The sequence below is a fragment of the Rheinheimera sediminis genome (assembly GCF_004005375.1).
Lineage (GTDB): Bacteria > Pseudomonadota > Gammaproteobacteria > Enterobacterales > Alteromonadaceae > Pararheinheimera.
In genome coordinates, this window is sequence record NZ_RZUF01000006.1 from 35229 (window position 1) to 54380 (window position 19152).

Genomic DNA, 19152 nt, shown 5'->3' on the forward strand with positions numbered 1-19152 from the left:
GCCGGTTAAACCGGCTTTTTTTTGCCTGTTAAGATCTGCTCTGTTAAATAGTCAACCTCATTGGCCCAACAGCACTCAGGCCGTGGTTGACGTACGCCAAACTGCCCTTTTAAAGGTCTGCAGTGCGTAATGGCGTTACGCAGTAATTGCGGCACTTCTGCCACACCATAACAAGCACCCAATAAAGCTCCTGTCACTGAAGCATTATTGGCGGTATCTCCACCTCTTTTGAGGGTATCAAACATGGCATCCAGATAATCCTGTGCGTACAACAACTGCCAGATTGCATTCTGGAAACAAATCAGCGCCTGACTATCTGGCTGTTCGAAGTCTGCTGGCGGTACGAATAAGGCTTCGTCAATAACACGGATAATGCGTTTATCTACTTTGAGCTGGGAAGCCCAGTCCTTCAGCAGCAGATACAAATCATCGGCACTGCAGTCGTTTTCTAACAGATGGCCAAGCGCCATCACATACAAGCCGCTGATTTGCTGACATAGCATATTCGGATGCGTTAACGCCGTGTCTGCCATAGCCCATGCCGCAAGCTGAGGTAAAGACTGTTGTGGAACCATCAACGCCACTGGAGCAACTCTTGCCAGAGCAGTGCAAGCAACAGAGTCTTCATTCGGCGCAGATAGCAAAGCACATTTTAACTCTTCTGGTACGGCAAAGGGTTCGGTTCTCAGCCAATATTCGTAGGCTTGCCAAGCTCCCTCTTCCTGATATTCACCATAATGAGCTAATAAGCGGCAAAGCAACACAGCCAACTCACCACTGTCGCTTGCTTGTCCGGCTAATGTTTGCCAAGGGTTTTGCAGCATAATTTCAGTCAGTTCAACACCGAGACGCTCAGCGCGTTCATTGTGTTCTAAACCTTCGACAGCAGAGCCTAAAACATCGCCGGCTAATAAGCCATACATCAAACCAAGCGCTTTAGATTTGAGCACCGGGTCACTCATGCAGACCTCCGTTGTTAGATAGAGCCGTTTCATGCTGATAGTTACACTGAACTAATATATAAGGTATTGCAACAAAGAAGCAAAGCACTTCGCTTTAAAATCAATTAAATAGACAATGCATAAAAATAAAAAGCCAGCATAGAAGCTGGCCTTTGGCGTCATAAGTTCGAATTACTGACCGTACTTTTCTGCCAGATATAACCAGGTTTCCAGCACTGTGTCTGGATTTAATGACACTGAATCTATGCCTTGATCCATCAGCCATGCCGCAAAGTCTTCGTGATCCGAAGGGCCCTGACCACAAATGCCGACGTATTTGCCTTTGGCTTTGGCGGTTTGAATGGCCATAGACAGCAGCTTTTTAATCGCAGGGTTACGCTCATCAAACAGATGTGCGATTAAGCCACTGTCGCGATCCAAACCTAAAGTCAACTGAGTTAAGTCATTTGAGCCAATAGAGAAACCATCAAAGTACTCAAGAAACTCCTCTGCCAGCAAGCAGTTGGACGGCAATTCACACATCATAATGACTTTTAAGCCATTATCACCGCGTTTCAAACCATGAGCTTCAAGCAGTTCAATCACGGCTTTAGCTTCTTCCAGCGTACGAACAAATGGGATCATCACTTCCACATTGGTAAAACCCATCTTGTTACGAACCCGTTTTAAGGCTTCACATTCCATCGCAAAACAGTCACGGAAATCTTCAGAGATATAACGCGATGCACCACGGAAACCAATCATAGGGTTTTCTTCATGTGGCTCGTACTGACGCCCCCCCACCAGGTTGGCGTATTCATTCGACTTAAAGTCGGACATCCGCACTATCACCCGCTCTGGCGAGAAAGCTGCAGCCAGGGTAGAAATACCTTCAACCAGCTTCATAGTGTAAAACTCAACCGGAGAGCTGTACCCCGCCATCATCTCAGTGATAGTGGCTTTCAGTTCATCGGTTTGATCGTCAAAGTTCAGCAAGGCTTTTGGATGTACACCAATCATTCGGTTGATAATAAATTCCAGACGAGCCAAACCAATACCAGCGTGTGGCAGCTTGGCAAAGGAAAAGGCACGTTCAGGGTTGCCTACATTCATCATGATTTTCATCTTGAGCGCAGGCATCTGATCAACACGGGACGTCATCACGTCAAAACCTAAAATGCCGTCGTAAACAAAACCCGTGTCGCCTTCGGCACAGGATACGGTCACTTCCTGACCATTTTTGATTTTTTTGGTGGCATCACCACAACCCACTACAGCAGGAATACCCAGCTCGCGCGCAATAATGGCAGCATGGCAAGTACGGCCACCACGGTTCGTAACTATAGCTGAAGCGCGTTTCATGATAGGTTCCCAATCCGGGTCTGTCATGTCAGTGACTAACACATCGCCTGGTTGAATTTGATCCATATCCGCGATGCTGGACAGCACCTTAGCTTTACCTGAACCAATTTTGTGACCAATGGCGCGCCCCTCAACCACGACAGGCGCAGTACCTTGCAACTGGAACCGTTCCATTTCGTTGCTGTCTTCGCGGCTACGTACAGTTTCAGGACGAGCCTGAACTATATAGAGCTTACCGTCCTGACCATCTTTGGCCCATTCGATATCCATGGCGCGGCCATAGTGTTGTTCGATGATGACGGCTTGTTTCGCCAACTCTTGTACTTCCGCGTCTGTCAGTGAAAAATGCCGACGATTTGCAGCAGGTACATCTTCGATTACAACCTGTTTGCCGTGGCTTAAATCTTTGGAATACACCATCTGTAGCAACTTGCTGCCCAAATTACGGCGCACCACAGCAGGACGCCCGGCCATTACTGTAGGCTTGTGGACATAAAATTCGTCAGGGTTAACGGCACCTTGCACTACCATTTCGCCCAAACCATAAGAGGAAGTGATAAAGACCACATCTTCAAAACCAGATTCAGTATCGATACTAAACATCACGCCCGAGGCGGATAAGTCTGAACGCACCATACGCTGAACACCAGCTGATAAAGCCACACCACGGTGGTCATAGCCTTGGTGCACACGGTAGGATATGGCGCGGTCGTTAAATAATGACGCAAATACGTGTTTAATGGCTTCGATGACGGAATCATAGCCACGCACGTTTAAAAAGGTTTCCTGCTGACCCGCAAAAGATGCATCTGGCATGTCTTCCGCCGTAGCTGACGAACGAACGGCGAAGGAGACATCCTCAGCACAACCTTGTTGCAGCTGTTGATAGGACGTTTGAATGGCCTGCTCAAATTCAGCTTGAAATGGCGTGTCTATTACCCACTGGCGAATTTGTGCACCTGCTTTTGCAAGAGCATTGACATCATCAACGTTTAATCCGTCCAACAGTTGATAAATGCGCTCGTTAAGACCACTCTGTTCAAGAAATTGATTAAAGGCAAAAGCTGTAGTGGCAAAACCACCCGGAACTTGCACCCCTGCATTTGCCAGGTTACTGATCATCTCACCCAATGAAGCATTTTTTCCGCCAACGCGAGGAACGTCATGCATGCCCAGGTCCTGGTACCAAACAACGAATTCTTGCACAATGAGTCTCCAATTTTTGTTGCAGGTTATGTAAGCTTACATGACGAGCCACATAAGCACAGCAATTCTACACTGGGCAGAAAGCTAAATAAAACCTTAATTTCGATGTAATTTTATAACGACAAAATGGAGAAAAATGTGAGAACAGCCTTTTATATATCTGATGGTACAGGCATAACCTCAGAAGTGTTTGGACATGCTCTGTTGTCACTGTTTCCGGCAGAGTTCGACCATATTACCATCTCATTTGTTGAAAGCACTGAGATAGCCTTACAGGCAAAAAAACGAATAAACGATCGTTATAAAACAACCGGAATCCGGCCTTTGATTTTTCAAACCTTTGTCGATGAAGAATTAAGGCAGATCATTAATAGTAGCGATGGTGTCTGTTATGACTTTTTAAACGCATTTATTGAACCTATGCAAAAGGAATTAGGTATAGCAGCCATGCCTAAAACTCATCGCACACACAGCATTCACGAAAAAACCTATGATTTTCGTATTGACGCTGTGAACTATGCGCTGGCTAACGACGATGGGGTAAATCTGAAAGAATATGCTAAAGCAGATATTATTTTGGTTGGTGTTAGCCGTTCCGGCAAAACCCCTACTAGTTTATATCTTGCTTTACAATACGGTATTAAGGCGGCCAACTACCCTTTTGTACAGGAAGATATGGATATGCTGCGTTTGCCACCAGAACTTAAAACGCAAAGAAACAAGCTGTTTGGTTTAACCATCACCCCTGAACGATTAAGCCAAATTAGGGAACAACGTCGTCCGGGAAGCAAATATGCGTCGTTGCGTCAGTGCAAGCTGGAATTGGATGAAGTCGAAGCTTTGTATCAGAAAGAAAAAATTCCTTTTCTAAATTCGACTCATTTATCTATTGAGGAAATTTCAGCGAAAATTTTGTCGCAAACCGGTTTAAAACGGCAGAAATATTAACGGCTACTTAGATGCTTAAGCGCCTCTTGCAATAACTGCTGTGCATGCAAGGGGCAAAGCCGGACCAGTTCGCCTTGTTCTTTACGTTTTACCAGCTGCACCAGCAATCTGTTGACCGGTGCGTCCAGCTTTAATTGCGCAGCCAAAGCTACAACAGCTCCATTGAGAAAGTCTATTTCTGTGACCTTGCCAGCCTGAAGATCATCCCACATGGAAGAACGCGCATCTGGCGATATAGCTAGCATTTTTTTTGCCAGTCGCTTAAACAACCAATTGGGGCTCTGTAACAACAACGGAATATAACTGTTAGGAATGCTGGTAAAAGAGTAGGTATCCATCTGAAAACGGCGGCATAAGTCCAGCAGCTCCAGCATGGCAGCAGCCAGTAATCGCCGATAAGGTCTTTGTAACAGTTGCTGCTGTAACGGAATATCAGCCAAAGCGTTAATTGCATTGTTCAGGTTAAGCAACAATTTACCAAACTCAACCGCTTTCATACTGTCTTGTTGTTTTGATTTGATACCCTGACGCTGCAACTGAGTCAGGACAGCCTGAATTCGCCAGTCAGCAGTCTGTTGCCAAACCATGTCCGATCCCGTAGTGCGGGCATAAAAACCAGAGCTTATTTTCACCACATTAAAAGGCACTATGGCTCGAATCACTGTCTGAGTTAAAAACTGCTGATACAAGGGCTTGATCGAAACGCCATTTTGCAAAGCGACAACTATGCAATCGGCCGAAAGATGATGTACAAGCTGGGGTAACACTGACTCCAGGTCCCGGGCTTTGACTGTAACCAGCACCAGCTCTGCGTCACGAAGAACTTCAAGCTCCGTATAAACAGCAGGTGATACAATTCTGTAACAGGCACCATGTAAATCCTGAGCTGTTAAGCCATAAGCTGCAGCTTCAAGCGCCATTCTTTCACGCCCGATAAAAAATACTTCAAAAACTGGAGACTGAGAAAGCATAGTACCGAGGTAACAACCTATAGCACCAGCGCCAACTATGGCAACACGCAGCGGAGTTGAACTGCTGGCTGAAAAATCAGACAACAGTTCAACAACGGCATTTTTATTTGCGGACCGCACGAAGAGTGTCAGCGATTAGAAAAGCCAGTTCCAACACCTGATCAGAATTTAACCGGGGATCACACTGTGTGGTGTAACGCTTGCTCAAATCGTTTTCAGACAAACCATAAGCCCCACCCGTGCATTCGGTGACATTATCGCCCGTCATTTCCAGATGAATACCACCAGCATGAGTACCTTCAGCCTGATGCACCGCAAAGAAATAACGGATCTCACGCAAAATGGCTTCAAAGTCGCGGGTTTTGTAATCATTGCTGGCCTTCACAGTGTTACCGTGCATTGGGTCTGAACTCCAGACCACTTTACGGCCTTCGCGCTCAACGCGACGTACTAACGCAGGCAGTTTTTCAGCCAGTTTATCCGCACCCATTCGAGTGATCAGAGTCAGACGACCTGGAATATTTTCAGGATTTAAAGCATCAATTAAACGCAACAAATCCACTTCGTCCATACCGGGACCTACTTTGACACCTACAGGGTTTTTGATACCGCGGAAAAACTCCAAGTGGGCATGATCCAACTGGCGGGTGCGTTCGCCTATCCAGACCATGTGAGCTGAACAGTCATACCAATCACCTGTCAATGAATCGCGACGGGTCAAGGCCTCTTCATAATTCAGCAAAAGCGCTTCATGCGAGGTATACAAAGAAGTTTCCCGAATAGAAGGCGAATTCTCCGCTGTGATGCCACAAATCTCCATAAAGCGCAGCGCTTCCTGAATGCGCTGAGCGACATCCTGATAGCGCCCCTTCAACGGATTGGCGTCCACAAAGCCCAGATTCCAGCGACTCACCTGATGTAAGTCTGCTAATCCCCCTTGTGCAAAAGCGCGAAGTAGGTTCAGGGTAGCAGCAGAGTGATGATAAGCCGTCATTAAACGGTTTGGATCAGGCTTGCGGGCTTCTGCAGTAAATTCAAAGCTATTGACTATATCTCCGCGATAGCTTGGGTGAGAAACGCCCGCTATAGTTTCTAAATCACTGGAGCGAGGCTTGGCATATTGGCCAGCCATACGTGCGACTTTAACTACAGGACAACCGCCGGCAAAGGTGAGGACTACAGCCATTTGCAGTAATACTTTAAATGTGTCACGGATCTTCGGTGCATTGAAGTCACTAAAGCTTTCCGCACAATCACCACCTTGCAGTAAAAATGCTTTACCTTCTGCAACTTGCCCGAGCTGGCTAAAGAGATCACGAGTCTCTTGTGCAAACACCAAAGGTGGATACTTATGCAATTGCTGCTCAACAGTGCTCAGTAAAGCCTGATCATCGTAATGGGGTTGTTGTTGGATTGGAAAAGCTCGCCAACTTTGAGGCGTCCAGGTCGTCACTTTAAGTAGTCCTATAGTTTTGAAATGATAGTTAAGGTCGCTAGGTTATTTATCCGCAGACAAAGTAAATTTATTGGCGGTTAAATTCAATGCTTAAATGACTTTATTGGGCTTAAATTTATAAATTATCCGAAATTAGTTCGAAAAAACACCCAGATGTCTATACTTCTGAAAAATTCAAGCTTTTTTGTTCTCCTTGACGGTAAAAAGTGAACATCTGAAGGATGCTTATCAAAGCCTGGGCTTTACAACAACTGGCCCATCTGACGGAAAACAAAAAGGGAGTAGCACCACGACTTCAAACTACTCCATCAGTTGGCATACTTCAGAACTTTAGTCTTGACTACTGCTCAGGATCCGCAATGCACTTTGTAAATGCTCAGCACAATTACGCCCCAAATCGGTCAGGTAGCCCCCATCAGACTGAGTTAGTAAGCCTTTTTTATGCAAACGTGCGATGGCCTCTTTTGCACCGGGCTCGGCAGTTTTATGGGCTTTAATACCCTCGAGTGAGGTATCAAGATTAAATAAAGTCAAAATACGAATTTCATCATTCAGTTGCGAGTTTACAGGCATATTGTTGTTTCCTTTGTCGTTGTTTTGCTAGAAGCTAGACTCTATTTAAGAAATTTTCCAGAAAAAGTGCCGATAGCCTCTGCAATCTATTCCCAACCAGAAAAAATCGACTATGTTTACTTCAGGTTGCTGCATTTTTGGCCAGTCATTGGCTACAGTCAGATAAAGGTTAAGAAGCTGTGTACTCTGTGATAAAAGGACATTTAACACCACATAGCTATGCTGGATGGACAGACTTATTTCAAGCCTTGTCTATGCCTATAGTGTTGTTGCAACGCCAGCGAAATAACAAAATAAAACTGCTGCGATGCAACACCGCCTTTCAGCAACTGTTTAGGTCGCCGCTGAGATCAAGAGCACCTAGCCTGAATAAGCTACCAGCCGACTTTGTCAATCAAGTGCAGCTTTTGGGTCAGTCTGCACCAGCACAATTCTGGTGCCTCACATCAGTACAGGGCGACTGTAGGCATTTCAGGATACAACTTGAACAACCAGACCCTTCACTGCCATCCTGCCAACTGCTGTTTTTGCAAGACATCAGCGAGCAGCAGCATGCCCTGCAGTTGTTATCACAGCAGAATGACGAGCTGCAAAAGCGCCTTAATGATATAGAGTTGCTTAAAAATCGGATCAGTGAACAAGCTATTCGAGATCCATTAACTAATTTATTTAACCGTCGTTTTCTGAATGAATTCATGGAGCGTGAGCTCGCACTAGCAAGGCGTAACCAAAAACCTTTAGCCGTTGTCATGCTGGACTTAGACCATTTTAAACAGCTGAACGACCAGTTTGGCCATCAAACTGGAGACAAGGTTATTGAATTGGTAGCTAAGCATTTACTTCGCCAAAGCAGAAAAACAGATATTTTATTCCGCTATGGTGGCGAGGAGTTTCTGATTATTTTGCCGAACACCAGTGCAGCGCAAGCCAAGCATCTGGCAGAAAACTGGCGAGTGCATGTAGAGCAATCTGAGATCTTTGCAAAACACCAAAGCATAGCTATCACTGTGTCTGCCGGAATAGCCGTTTATCCAGAACACGGCTCTACAGCCTTTAACTTGATTCAGGCGGCCGACGAAGCTTTGTATCAGGCGAAGGCCGCAGGTCGCAATCAGATTGCGATGAATTGATTGTCTACCACTAAGCAGAACAGCAAGCTACGCTGCTTTTCTGCTTAGTGTGTATACAAAATTTTAAAAACCACCACGCAGTGCAGCAATTCGTTTTTCCAGCGGCGGATGGCTTAAAAACAACTCTGACGTTGCAGGTTTGCTGGCAATACCAAATGCCATCATAGAACCTTCCAACTGACTTTCGTGGTTATTACGCAACCTCTCCAAGGCTGCTACCATTTTATTAGCACCCACTAGTTTGGCTGCACCTGCATCAGCGCGGTATTCACGTTGACGGGAGAACCACATCACAATGATGCTTGCCAGTACACCAAAGGCCATTTCCAGCACAAACACAGTGATCATATAAGCAAAACCATTGCTGCTGCCGCCTTCCTCATTGCGGTTACCGCTGATCGCACCAGCAATTAAACGGGCAAAGAAAATGACGAAAGTGTTTACCACCCCCTGAATAAGCGTAAGAGTCACCATATCACCATTGGCGACATGGGAGACTTCGTGCGCCAGTACGGCTTCGACTTCTTCTTCACGCATATTGCGCATCAAGCCTGTACTTACAGCAACCAGCGCGTTGTTACGACTGGCACCTGTGGCAAAAGCGTTCATTTCAGGTGAGTCGTAAATGGCCACTTCAGGCATGCCGATACCAGCCTGCTGAGCCTGACGACGCACCGTATCAAATAACCATTGCTCAGTGGCATTACGTGGCTGGGTGATCACCACTGCTCCAGTAGAGCGTTTTGCCATCCACTTCGACATAAAAAGTGAAATAAAAGAACCACCAAAACCAAATACGGCCGCGAAGACTAACAAGCCGCCTATGCTACGACTATCAATGCCCAGCACTTTAAACAGGATGCTCAGTACAATACTTAACACCAACATCACCGCCAGGTTTGTAGCAAGGAACAATATAATTCGCTTCATAGATACCTCGTTTATTAAGCAACTTCTTGTACTATATGGCTTAGAAGCCATTTTTCAATGAAAGTGCGACAAGCAATTGTAAATAAAGATGAATGGAGCTGTCTGTGCACTGTATCACTCTGCCCTAAAGCTGGTTGATCAGTTCTTGGGCAAGAATAATGTTCAAATCTGGTTTGGATTTATAAGGCAACACACCAAGGCAAGGTACCGTCAGCCTCTGCTGCAAATAGCTGATGTTTTCCTGCTGATACGCCATATCCGGGTCAACACAATTAGCTACCCAGCCCAGTAGCTTCAGGCCTGTGCGTTCTATCTCCCGTACCGTCAACAAAGCGTGGTTTAAGCAGCCGAGTTTCATTCCTACAACCAGGACGACCGGCAGTTGCTGCTCCGTGACCCAATCTGCCATAGTATTGTGATCATCCAAAGGTAATAACCAACCACCAGCGCCTTCTACTAAGGCTATATCGGCTTCAACGGCTTGAAGTTTTTCTAATTCCTGGGTCAAACTGAACCTACCGATCACAATCCCGGCTTTGGCTGCAGCTAAATGCGGTGCTACAGCATCAGTCAAACAACAAGGATTCACCAATTCATAACTTAGTGGCTCTGTACTATGCTGCTGTAGTTGTAACGCATCGGTATTAAAACCTGAAGCGTTGACTCCGGCCGCGACGGGTTTTTGTGCCACAGTTTTATAGCCAAGAGCCTTTAAGCCCCGCAATAGCGCAACTGCAACATAAGTTTTGCCGGCATCTGTGTCTGTGCCTGTGATAAAAACTGTCTGCATTATTAATTTTCCACTCTACTTTGTCAGCGTCAGATATAACACCTGATAACTGGCGCTGATGCGGCCATCGATACAACGGGCTGGATAAGCCTGCTGCACTTTTTGCCAGCGTTGTTTGCCCGTTAAGGCTTTATTGCGGCCTTGAGTCACAGTATTTGCGCCCAAGTCTTTTAATTCTCTCGCTAACGCCAATACATCCGGATAATCCAGCTGAACCAGTGCAGTTTGTAATTCTAAACCTAGTGCCGGAAAGCTCTGCTTGAGCTGTTGAAAAAAATCAAAAGGCAAAAACTGATTGATATGCTGATGAGTATCCACCTGCGACCAGGCCTGTTTAAATTCCTGTAAGGTGCCATCCAGCAAAGTGCTGATAACAGCTGAACCACCAGGTTTTAGAACCCTATTAATTTCCTGCAATACTAGTACAGGCTGCTCACACCATTGCAGCATCAGACTGGAAAAGACCCTGTCGATGCTTTCACTTGCTACAGGCAAAGACTGAGCATCAGCCTGAACTACCAGAGAGGCCTGCTGTGCCGCCCTGGTTTTTTGTAGCATATCATGGCTTAGATCCAAGGCTATAAGGTCAGCACAGTGCTGTTTAAGCTTTGGATGGAACCAACCTGGGCCAGAACCTAAATCCAATAACAATCCAGCCGTTGGAGTTAATGAACTCAGGGCTTTTGCAGCAACTAAACGTTGCAGCCGGGCTGCCTGTTCGTAACTTTCGCGGGCACGGCCAAAATGTCGGGCTATATCGTCCGTTAATGCCAGCGCATTCATATCAATTGCTCCAGCTTTTGTACTAAAAAGTGAATATCATCGCTCTGATGCAAAGCAGATAAAGTAATGCGTAACCTGGCGCTCCCCTGCGGCACTGTCGGTGGCCGTATGGCACTTAACCAAATACCTTGTTTTTTCAGTGAGGAGCTTATCAACATGGCTTTGTCTGAATCGCCAATAATCAGCGGTTGTATGGCGGTATTCGATGGCAATAAAGTCAAACCAGCACCGGTGACCAGAGTTTTAAACAGCTGAATATTGTCATTCAGTTTGTCTCTGCGCCACTCTTGGCTGCGGCTTAACTCAACGGAGGTTTTCATCGCCCAGCACAAAGCGGGAGATAATGCTGTGCTGTAAATATAATGACGGGCAAACTGGCGCAGATAATCAATCACTGTGGCAGAACCTGCTAAAAACGCGCCCTGGCCTGCTAAAGCTTTACCAAAGTTTGCCATCAGGCAGAGCATATCGCCGGACTCAAGGCCCTGCGCATCCCAACTGCCTTTGCCTTCGTTACCAAGCACACCCAAAGCGTGCGCATCGTCCAGTAGCAAATCCGCTTTATTAGTTTTACAAAGCGCAGATACAGCACTTAGATCCGGACTATCACCATCCATGCTAAACACGCCTTCAGTCACCACTAAAGCAGATGGGTAACGTTGTAATAGCATGTCAAGCGCGGCCAGATCCTGATGTGGAAATCTCTTGTAAGGAGCATCGCTATTGAGCGCAGCGTCGATCAACGAGGCATGACAGAGTTTATCTAACAGCAGTTGATCAGTTTTATCGGCTAAATGCTGCAGCATCACCTGATTGGCGGCAAAACCAGAGGAAAACAACAGAACGTCGTCCACTCCCAGCCAGTCACACAAAACATCTGATAGAGCCCTGTGCGCGTAATGATGCCCGGTCACCAGAGGCGAACCTGAACTGCCGACACCAAAACGTTCAGCACCTTCGACCAGAGCTTTTACAAGCTGTGGCTCAGTGGCTAAACCCAGATAGTCATTACCGGAGAAATTAAGATAAGCGCCCTGCTTATTTTGCAGCAAACGGCCCTGATATGAATCAATAGCCGGATGCTGCCGATACAAGCCAGCTGCTTTGCGATCGGCGATCTGCTGCGCAAAGCGCTGTATCCTGTCCATAACCTTAGTTAAACCGCGCTGTGAAACAATGATGGTGTAGTTTGCTCTTTGATGGCATCGGCTAAAGCCGCTTCGTGGGCTTCGTCTGATACATCGTGACGCTGCTCTGGATTGATACCCAGTTTGGCAAATAACAACATATCAGCATCAGCTTCAGGGTTTTCTGTGGTCAACAACTTATCGCCATAAAATATCGAGTTCGCACCAGACAGGAAACACAGCGCCTGCATTTGTTCATTCATACGAGAGCGGCCAGCGGATAAACGCACATGGCTTTGAGGCATCATAATGCGGGCAACAGCTATAGTGCGGATAAATTCGAAACCATCTAAGTCTTCGACATTTTCCATCGGCGTGCCCTGCACTTTCACCAGCATATTGATAGGCACACTTTGTGGATGCTCTGGCAAATTTGCCAGCTGCATTAAAAGTGCCGACCTGTCGTTTGCCGTTTCGCCCATGCCCACTATGCCTCCACAACAGACTTTCATACCGGCATCACGCACATGCTGCAAAGTGTCTAATCTGTCCTGATAAGTACGGGTGGTAATAATTTCACCGTAAAACTCAGGCGAGGTATCCAGGTTATGGTTGTAGTAATCTAAACCTGCCTGCTTTAGCTCCTGCGCCTGACCAGCATCGAGTTTACCCAGCGTCATACAGGTTTCTAAACCCATCTCTTTGACGCCTTTGACCATTTCCATCAGGAACGGCATATCGCGTTGCTTTGGATTGCTCCAGGCCGCGCCCATGCAAAAACGGCTGGCGCCTTTGTCTTTGGCGGCTTTGGCCTGAGTTAATACTTTTTCCACTTCCAGCAAACGCTCACGCTCAAGGCCGGTATTGTAATGACCGCTTTGAGGGCAATATTTACAATCTTCAGCACAAGCACCGGTTTTAATAGACAACAAAGTGCTGATCTGCACTTCATTAGGTTTAAAGAACTGGCGGTGTACCGTTTGAGCCTGAAAAACTAAATCATTAAAAGGTAGAGCAAATAAGGCATTTACTTCAGCCAGAGTCCAGTTGTGACGAAGTGGTAAAACTGCAGACATAAAATTCCCCGAAGACAAGCCACAGACAAATTGTGGTCTTTTAAATTTTCCGTTAGTCTATCGGCCCTTAGCGCCATGTCAACGCCAACCAGTTCACAAAGTTTACTGCAGGTTATTTTATGAGCATCAATCTTGAGTTTGACCGTCAGCATATCTGGCATCCCTACACCTCGTTAAGTAAACCTTTACCTGTGTACCCTATAGTCAGCGCCCATGGCTGCGAGCTGATGCTGGAAGATGGCAGAACTCTGGTTGACGGTACTTCGTCCTGGTGGGCGGCTATACATGGCTATAATCATCCAGAGTTGAATCAAGCACTGGTGGCGCAAAGCCAGAAAATGAGTCATGTGATGTTTGGCGGTATTACCCATCAGCCTGCTGTGGACCTGGCGATGTTATTACTGGAGATGGTGCCCGCAGGCTTAACTAAGGTCTTTTTTGCTGACAGCGGTTCGATATCGGTTGAAGTCGCGATAAAAATGGCCCTTCAGTACTGGTTAGGTTTAAATCACCCGGAGAAAAGCCGGTTACTGACCATTCAAAAGGGTTATCACGGCGATACCTTTGCAGCTATGTCAGTCTGCGACCCAATAGACGGCATGCATTCGATGTTTAAAGATCAAATCATCCCGCAGCTATTCGCTCCAGCGCCACGAAGCCGCTTTGATGGCGATTTTTTGCCAGAAGATGCACTGGCGCTCACGGCATTATTCGAACAGCATCACCAGCAATTAGCGGCTTTTATTCTCGAGCCCATACTGCAAGGCGCTGGCGGTATGCGGTTTTATCATCCGGATTATTTAAAGCTGGCACGAAGGCTTTGTGATCAGTATCAGGTGCTGCTGATTACCGATGAAATAGCCACAGGTTTTGGTCGGACCGGAAAATTGTTTGCCTGCCAGCATGCAGGTATCAGCCCGGATATTATCTGTTTGGGTAAAGCTTTAACAGGCGGCTATCTAACCTTAGCTGCAACTCTGTGCAACGATAAAGTAGCGGATGGCATAGCCCAAGGTGCTGTACCTGCGTTAATGCACGGCCCTACTTATATGGCCAATCCATTGGCCTGTGCCGTTGCACTGAAAAGCTTACAACTGGTGCAGCAGAATGAATGGCAAGCACAGGTCAAAGCCATAGAGCATCAATTAAAAAACGAGCTGGAGCCCTGCCTCACTTCGCCTTATGTCGCTGATGTAAGGGTATTGGGTGCCATTGGTGTGGTGGAGATGAAACAGAACGTTGATGTGGCTGCTATGCAAAAAGCTTTTGTTGAACTGGGTGTCTGGATCCGGCCTTTTGGGACGCTGCTGTATATCATGCCACCATACAGTATTAGTGCAACACAACTGTCCAGGTTGACATCAGCACTTTGCATACTTTGCCAGCGTAAGCTGGACGAACAGATCCAGGCGCTGCCAGGCGCCTGAATCTGTAATAGCGATTTAAGTTTACAAAGTTGAAAAAATATAGAGTGCGACAGCACAAGCTAAAGCAACAAACAATAAGTTCAATCTTTTACTGTCACTGCGGCGTCTGTTCCTAAACTGGTGGATCAGTAGGGTCACCAAGGTAAAGCCCAAACAGCAGTACAGCATAATCTGTAGCTGCCTGACTTGTTCCGCATCCCAACCAGGTTTTGTAGAAAGTCCCCAATACTGGACAAGACCACTGTTAAACTCAGGTTTGGCAAAATGTGCCAGATTCAGCACCAACAGCAAGAGCCCCCAACAGCTTACATTCAGCAAGGCGAGCAGACGCATCAGCCAATCTGAGCCTTTACGGCGATCCCTTCGCCTTCTTGAAACTCTTTCAGGTACAACAGGCTCTTCCATCATCGTTTTCCTAAAACTTTTACTTGTGTTCGTTTTTCGCCTCAGTATGATGTCATCTCTCGCATTTTTAAAGTCAATTAGTAAGTTGGAGCAGGTTGCATGACGCATGCAGTAATCAAAGATGTACTGTCTGGCCAGTATCAGATCGGTGATACAGTCACAGTCAAAGGGTGGATCCGCACTAAGCGTGACTCCAAAGCAGGGATCTCATTTTTAGCCGTGCACGACGGCAGCTGCTTCGACGCAGTTCAGGCCGTTGCTCCGGCTGATTTGAATAATTATGAAAACGAAATTAAGCGTCTGACCACGGCGTGCTCTGTTATTGTAACTGGCACTATCGCAAAATCTGAAGGCCAAGGCCAGGCTTTTGAAATTCAGGCGTCCAGTGTTGAAGTCGTTGGCTGGGTAGAAAACCCGGACACCTACCCTATGGCACCAAAACGCCACAGCATGGAATACCTGCGTGAACAGGCACATTTACGAGCCCGTACAAACATGGTGGGCGCTATTACCCGTGTACGTCACTGCTTGGCTCAGGCCATTCATCGTTTCTTCCACGAGCGTGGTTTCTACTGGATCAGCACACCTATCATTACAGGTGCTGATGCGGAAGGCGCTGGTGAAATGTTTCGTGTTAGTACGCTGGATATGGAAAACCTGCCACGTGACGACAAAGGTGCTATTGACTACAAACAGGACTTTTTCGGTAAAGAAACCTTCCTGACGGTATCAGGCCAGCTGAACGTTGAAACTTACGCCTGTGCTTTGTCTAAAGTCTATACCTTCGGCCCTACTTTCCGTGCTGAAAACTCTAACACTACCCGTCACTTAGCCGAGTTCTGGATGATTGAACCCGAAGTCGCTTACGCTGAATTAAAAGACGTGGCACAACTGGCTGAAGATATGCTGAAATTTGTGTTCAAAGCGGTATTGGATGAACGCGCAGATGATATGGCTTTTTTTGCTGAACGTGTAGATGAAAATGCGGTAAGCCGTCTGCAGAACATGATCGATTCGAGCTTTGTTCGGATGGATTACACAGACGCCGTTGAAATTCTGAAAAATTGCGGTAAGAAATTTGATTACCCTGTGGAATGGGGTGTGGATTTACAGTCAGAACACGAACGCTATTTAGCTGAAGTGCATGTAGGTGCTCCGGTTATTCTGCAAAACTATCCAAAAGACATCAAAGCTTTTTATATGCGGATGAATGAAGATGGTAAAACTGTAGCTGCTATGGATATTCTGGCACCTGGCATTGGTGAAATCATCGGCGGCAGCCAACGTGAAGAGCGTTTAGAGCAGTTGGATGCACGTATGGATCAGATGGGTCTGAATAAAGATGACTACAGCTGGTACCGTGATCTGCGTCGTTACGGCACAGTGCCACATGCTGGTTTTGGCCTGGGTTTTGAACGTCTGGTATCTTACGTGACAGGCGTAGGCAACGTGCGTGATGTGATTGCCTTCCCTCGTACACCGGGTAACGCTGACTTTTAAGCGGTTTGCTCAGGCGACAAAAAAGGCCTCTTCTGAGGCCTTTTCACTAGCGATAAAACTGTATATTCACTTTAATAGCGCACGCGGTTAAACGCCGGCTCTTCAAAATACTGATAAAACTCGTTTTCTAACGCATGCTTGCGTTCAGTTTGGTAAGAAGCAGCCTTACTCAAGCTCACCCCAAAAACATCAAAGTAACTTTGCTCCATCAACTGTTGCAAAAGATCTTTATCCACTAGCCCGAGTAATTCACCGGCGTAAAAAAAACCTTCAATCCTGTGCTTTAACACTACTAGATTTTTGCCCGCTTTTTTTGCCTGAAACAGCTGCTCAAATTGCCTTCTGGCCTCTGTAATAAACACCTGTTGTTGATCCATGCTCACGACCTGATCCTTTAAGATGACTCACTGATAATCACTGAAAAACTCTTCTGCAACCAAAGGTGTCCTGGCAGGCAGTTCTTGAGCACTGGTGCCTAAATAAAGAAAGCCAACAATTTCATCGTCATCGTCAAGTTCAAACGCCTGCTTTACAAATTCATATTGAGTGTAAGCACCAGTGCGCCAAATACCACCATAACCTAAAGCAAAAGCAGCCTGTTGCATTGCCATCACAGCACAAGCAGCCGACTGGATTTGCTCAGTCAAAGGAACTTTTGGATGGTTAACACATTTAGCAATGCACACAATCACCATAGGCGCTCGCAATGGCAACTGACGGGCACGTTCTATCAACTCATTGGCCGCAGAAGGACTTTCTTCCAGCGCAGCCTCAGCAAAGACGTCACCTAACTTTTCAAGTGATTTGCGCCCTTGGACAACAACAAAACGCCAAGGCCTTAAATGACCATGGTCAGGCACCTGCAAAGCGGCTTGTTTGATGATAGCCAGCGCTTCGCCACTTGGGGCAGGTTCAGTCAGACGTGCAGAAGAACAACGAGTTGTTAATAATGTAACAGCATCCATAAATAAAACCTTTTGATTTAGCTCATGTAAAGCCAATAACTTCGCTTAGGCTAGCAAACTTTATTTTGTTCACACAACAGTTTTCAACCAAGAGTCTTTGTTTGCTCAAGGAGTAAACGCATTGATGTCAAGGTGCCCAGCTCAGGTGTTCAGCTGTTGATACAATGCATGGTACTGCAGAGCTGATTCTGCCCAACCAAAGCGCTGTTGCATACCCCTTTGTTGTACTTCTTTGTACAAAGCAGACTGGCTATACAATGCCAAGGCTCTATCAAGTGCAACCAGCAATGACTCCACACCAGGCTCACTAAAACCTATACCTGTAGGCTCGCTGTCCGCTAAATCAGTGACAGTATCTTTTAACCCACCAGTCAAACGAACCAGAGGCACAGTACCATAGCGTAAGCTGTAGATCTGGTTCAGGCCACAAGGTTCAAACAGGGATGGCATCAGAAAAAAATCACCCGCGGCTTCCAGTTGATGAGATAAAGCTTCGTCAAAGCCTTCAAGAAAAACGAAGCGGCCCGGAAAACGCTCATTTAGAGCCCGCAAACGCTCAATATAAGCCTGCTCCCCCGTGCCCATCATCAGTACCTGAGCATCTGCAGTCATCAGCCATTGCTCTATAGCAGGCAATAAGTATGCAAAGCCTTTTTGCTCAGTCACCCGACTCACCAATACAAAAAGTGGTGCGGTAGTGTGTCCCAGGCCATAACGTTGTTTTAACTCGGCTTTACAAAGCTGTTTGCCTTCAAGTTCACAGGCGCTATAGCGAGCGGCTAAATACTGGTCTGTTGCAGGATCCCATTGCTCATAGTCGCAGCCATTGAGAATACCAGAGAAATCAACGCCGCGGCCCTGATACAAGGCGGATAACCCATTCGCAGCAGGTTCGGACACTAACTCAGCAGCATAACCTTTGCTGACGGTATTAACTTTGTCCGCATAAGCCACACCCAGCGCCAACATACTCGAACTTGCCAAACCATTGGAGCAGTACACTTCGGTTTGAGCCCGATCCATAGCAGACAGCGCTTGCTGGTAAGCGCCGTTATGAATGGTAAACAGCATTTTAGTGCCAGGTAAAGCCTGTTGATAAAACTGCTTCAAGTAATAGGCTGCTATACCCGTTTGCCAATCATGACCATGAATAAGCTCAGGCACCCAGCCAGTATCTACACACCACTGCAAAGCTGCTTTGCAAAAAAATGCAAAACGTAAGACATTGTCTGAATAAGCGTGCTGACCGTCGTCATAAGGTCTATGCCGGCCGAAGTAACCATGGTGTTCGACCAGCGCCAGCGGCACCTCTGAATTCAATGCATAGCGAACAGCACAGCCCTGAGGATTCCCGGCCAAAGCAAAATAAACAGACTGCCATTTTTCTTCAACAGGTACAGAGTAAATGCTGCCATAACGCGGCAGCACAACTCGCACTTCATGCCCAAGTTTTTGCATCTCTGTTGCTAAACCACGGCTAGCATCAGCTAAACCACCGGTTTTAATAACGCCTTCAAATTCACTGCACAAAAACAACACACGCATTGATTATTTCCCATTAA

The 19152-nt window shown here is 46.5% G+C and carries 18 protein-coding genes; 4 read left to right on the forward strand and 14 right to left on the reverse strand.

Features of this window, described 5'->3' with window-relative positions; all coding sequences use genetic code 11:
* Positions 1-5: 5 nt before the first annotated feature.
* Positions 6-962 carry an ADP-ribosylglycohydrolase family protein gene (locus tag EMM73_RS05235; protein WP_186435135.1) on the reverse strand — a complete coding sequence of 319 codons (957 nt, stop codon included), beginning with the start codon at positions 960-962 and terminating at the stop codon, positions 6-8.
* A 171-nt stretch (positions 963-1133) separates the two neighbouring features.
* Positions 1134-3509 (reverse strand): phosphoenolpyruvate synthase, encoded by a 2376-nt coding sequence (gene ppsA / locus EMM73_RS05240; protein ID WP_127685406.1) that lies wholly within the window; start codon positions 3507-3509, stop codon positions 1134-1136.
* 126 nt (positions 3510-3635) lie between these two features.
* On the opposite strand from ppsA, the gene ppsR reads away from it, so the two are divergent.
* Complete coding sequence (ppsR, locus tag EMM73_RS05245) at positions 3636-4457, forward strand: posphoenolpyruvate synthetase regulatory kinase/phosphorylase PpsR (RefSeq protein WP_222422601.1); 822 nt, start codon at positions 3636-3638, stop codon at positions 4455-4457.
* Here the strand turns inward: ppsR and EMM73_RS05250 are convergent.
* The 3 genes from EMM73_RS05250 to EMM73_RS05260 all read right to left on the reverse strand — a co-directional run bounded on the left by EMM73_RS05250 (position 4454) and on the right by EMM73_RS05260 (position 7457).
* Positions 4454-5548, reverse strand: coding sequence for a 2-dehydropantoate 2-reductase (locus EMM73_RS05250; RefSeq protein WP_186435136.1), 1095 nt, complete (start codon positions 5546-5548; stop codon positions 4454-4456). The two genes, ppsR and EMM73_RS05250, sit on opposite strands and share 4 nt — an antisense overlap.
* Entirely contained in the window at positions 5532-6881 is a 1350-nt protein-coding gene (locus EMM73_RS05255; RefSeq protein WP_127685408.1) for a class II 3-deoxy-7-phosphoheptulonate synthase, read from the reverse strand. Before EMM73_RS05255 ends, EMM73_RS05250 begins: the two co-directional genes overlap by 17 nt.
* A gap of 333 nt (positions 6882-7214) precedes the next feature.
* Positions 7215-7457, reverse strand: a complete 243-nt coding sequence (locus tag EMM73_RS05260) for a TIGR02647 family protein (protein ID WP_127685409.1) — start codon at positions 7455-7457, stop codon at positions 7215-7217.
* A 179-nt stretch (positions 7458-7636) separates the two neighbouring features.
* Between EMM73_RS05260 and EMM73_RS05265 the strand changes: the two genes are divergently transcribed.
* Complete coding sequence (locus tag EMM73_RS05265) at positions 7637-8587, forward strand: GGDEF domain-containing protein (protein ID WP_127685410.1); 951 nt, start codon at positions 7637-7639, stop codon at positions 8585-8587.
* A 63-nt stretch (positions 8588-8650) separates the two neighbouring features.
* Here the strand turns inward: EMM73_RS05265 and htpX are convergent, their stop codons facing one another.
* From htpX to bioB, 5 genes are all read right to left on the reverse strand, one after another.
* Positions 8651-9517, reverse strand: a complete 867-nt coding sequence (htpX, locus tag EMM73_RS05270; RefSeq protein ID WP_127685411.1) for a protease HtpX — start codon at positions 9515-9517, stop codon at positions 8651-8653.
* Between the two features lie 124 nt (positions 9518-9641).
* A complete protein-coding gene (gene bioD, locus EMM73_RS05275) occupies positions 9642-10307 on the reverse strand; it encodes a dethiobiotin synthase (protein ID WP_127685412.1) in 666 nt (221 codons plus the stop codon).
* 15 nt (positions 10308-10322) lie between these two features.
* Positions 10323-11090, reverse strand: a complete 768-nt coding sequence (locus EMM73_RS05280; protein WP_127685413.1) for a methyltransferase domain-containing protein — start codon at positions 11088-11090, stop codon at positions 10323-10325.
* Positions 11087-12238 (reverse strand): aminotransferase class I/II-fold pyridoxal phosphate-dependent enzyme, encoded by a 1152-nt coding sequence (locus EMM73_RS05285; RefSeq protein WP_127685414.1) that lies wholly within the window; start codon positions 12236-12238, stop codon positions 11087-11089. Before EMM73_RS05285 ends, EMM73_RS05280 begins: the two co-directional genes overlap by 4 nt.
* Positions 12239-12246: 8 nt before the next feature.
* Positions 12247-13293, reverse strand: a complete 1047-nt coding sequence (gene bioB, locus EMM73_RS05290; protein WP_127685415.1) for a biotin synthase BioB — start codon at positions 13291-13293, stop codon at positions 12247-12249.
* A 119-nt stretch (positions 13294-13412) separates the two neighbouring features.
* On the opposite strand from bioB, the gene bioA reads away from it, so the two are divergent.
* Positions 13413-14720: an adenosylmethionine--8-amino-7-oxononanoate transaminase gene (gene bioA, locus EMM73_RS05295; protein ID WP_127685416.1), complete on the forward strand. Its 1308-nt coding sequence runs from the start codon at positions 13413-13415 to the stop codon at positions 14718-14720.
* Between the two features lie 21 nt (positions 14721-14741).
* Here the strand turns inward: bioA and EMM73_RS05300 are convergent, their stop codons facing one another.
* Positions 14742-15125, reverse strand: coding sequence for a hypothetical protein (locus EMM73_RS05300; protein ID WP_127685417.1), 384 nt, complete (start codon positions 15123-15125; stop codon positions 14742-14744).
* A 99-nt stretch (positions 15126-15224) separates the two neighbouring features.
* On the opposite strand from EMM73_RS05300, the gene asnS reads away from it, so the two are divergent.
* Positions 15225-16625, forward strand: a complete 1401-nt coding sequence (gene asnS, locus EMM73_RS05305; protein WP_127685418.1) for an asparagine--tRNA ligase — start codon at positions 15225-15227, stop codon at positions 16623-16625.
* A gap of 71 nt (positions 16626-16696) precedes the next feature.
* Here the strand turns inward: asnS and EMM73_RS05310 are convergent, their stop codons facing one another.
* From EMM73_RS05310 to EMM73_RS05320, 3 genes are all read right to left on the reverse strand, one after another.
* Positions 16697-17002 carry a hypothetical protein gene (locus EMM73_RS05310; protein ID WP_127685419.1) on the reverse strand — a complete coding sequence of 102 codons (306 nt, stop codon included), beginning with the start codon at positions 17000-17002 and terminating at the stop codon, positions 16697-16699.
* Between the two features lie 27 nt (positions 17003-17029).
* Positions 17030-17590 (reverse strand): NAD(P)H nitroreductase, encoded by a 561-nt coding sequence (locus EMM73_RS05315; protein WP_127685420.1) that lies wholly within the window; start codon positions 17588-17590, stop codon positions 17030-17032.
* Positions 17591-17731: 141 nt separating this feature from the next.
* Positions 17732-19135, reverse strand: a complete 1404-nt coding sequence (locus EMM73_RS05320) for a glycogen synthase (protein WP_127685421.1) — start codon at positions 19133-19135, stop codon at positions 17732-17734.
* Positions 19136-19152: the final 17 nt, after the last annotated feature.

Excerpts from the sequence above, each read along its gene's own strand:
- EMM73_RS05235 (WP_186435135.1), bottom strand. The coding sequence starts at position 962 with ATGAGTGACCCGGTGCTCAAATCTAAAGCGCTTGGTTTGATGTATGGC.
- ppsR (WP_222422601.1), top strand. The coding sequence starts at position 3,636 with ATGGAGAAAAATGTGAGAACAGCCTTTTATATATCTGATGGTACAGGC.
- EMM73_RS05260 (WP_127685409.1), bottom strand. The coding sequence starts at position 7,457 with ATGCCTGTAAACTCGCAACTGAATGATGAAATTCGTATTTTGACTTTA.
- htpX (WP_127685411.1), bottom strand. The coding sequence starts at position 9,517 with ATGAAGCGAATTATATTGTTCCTTGCTACAAACCTGGCGGTGATGTTG.
- bioD (WP_127685412.1), bottom strand. The coding sequence starts at position 10,307 with ATGCAGACAGTTTTTATCACAGGCACAGACACAGATGCCGGCAAAACT.
- EMM73_RS05280 (WP_127685413.1), bottom strand. The coding sequence starts at position 11,090 with ATGAATGCGCTGGCATTAACGGACGATATAGCCCGACATTTTGGCCGT.
- EMM73_RS05285 (WP_127685414.1), bottom strand. The coding sequence starts at position 12,238 with ATGGACAGGATACAGCGCTTTGCGCAGCAGATCGCCGATCGCAAAGCA.
- bioB (WP_127685415.1), bottom strand. The coding sequence starts at position 13,293 with ATGTCTGCAGTTTTACCACTTCGTCACAACTGGACTCTGGCTGAAGTA.
- bioA (WP_127685416.1), top strand. The coding sequence starts at position 13,413 with ATGAGCATCAATCTTGAGTTTGACCGTCAGCATATCTGGCATCCCTAC.
- EMM73_RS05300 (WP_127685417.1), bottom strand. The coding sequence starts at position 15,125 with ATGGAAGAGCCTGTTGTACCTGAAAGAGTTTCAAGAAGGCGAAGGGAT.
- asnS (WP_127685418.1), top strand. The coding sequence starts at position 15,225 with ATGACGCATGCAGTAATCAAAGATGTACTGTCTGGCCAGTATCAGATC.
- EMM73_RS05310 (WP_127685419.1), bottom strand. The coding sequence starts at position 17,002 with ATGGATCAACAACAGGTGTTTATTACAGAGGCCAGAAGGCAATTTGAG.
- EMM73_RS05315 (WP_127685420.1), bottom strand. The coding sequence starts at position 17,590 with ATGGATGCTGTTACATTATTAACAACTCGTTGTTCTTCTGCACGTCTG.
- EMM73_RS05320 (WP_127685421.1), bottom strand. The coding sequence starts at position 19,135 with ATGCGTGTGTTGTTTTTGTGCAGTGAATTTGAAGGCGTTATTAAAACC.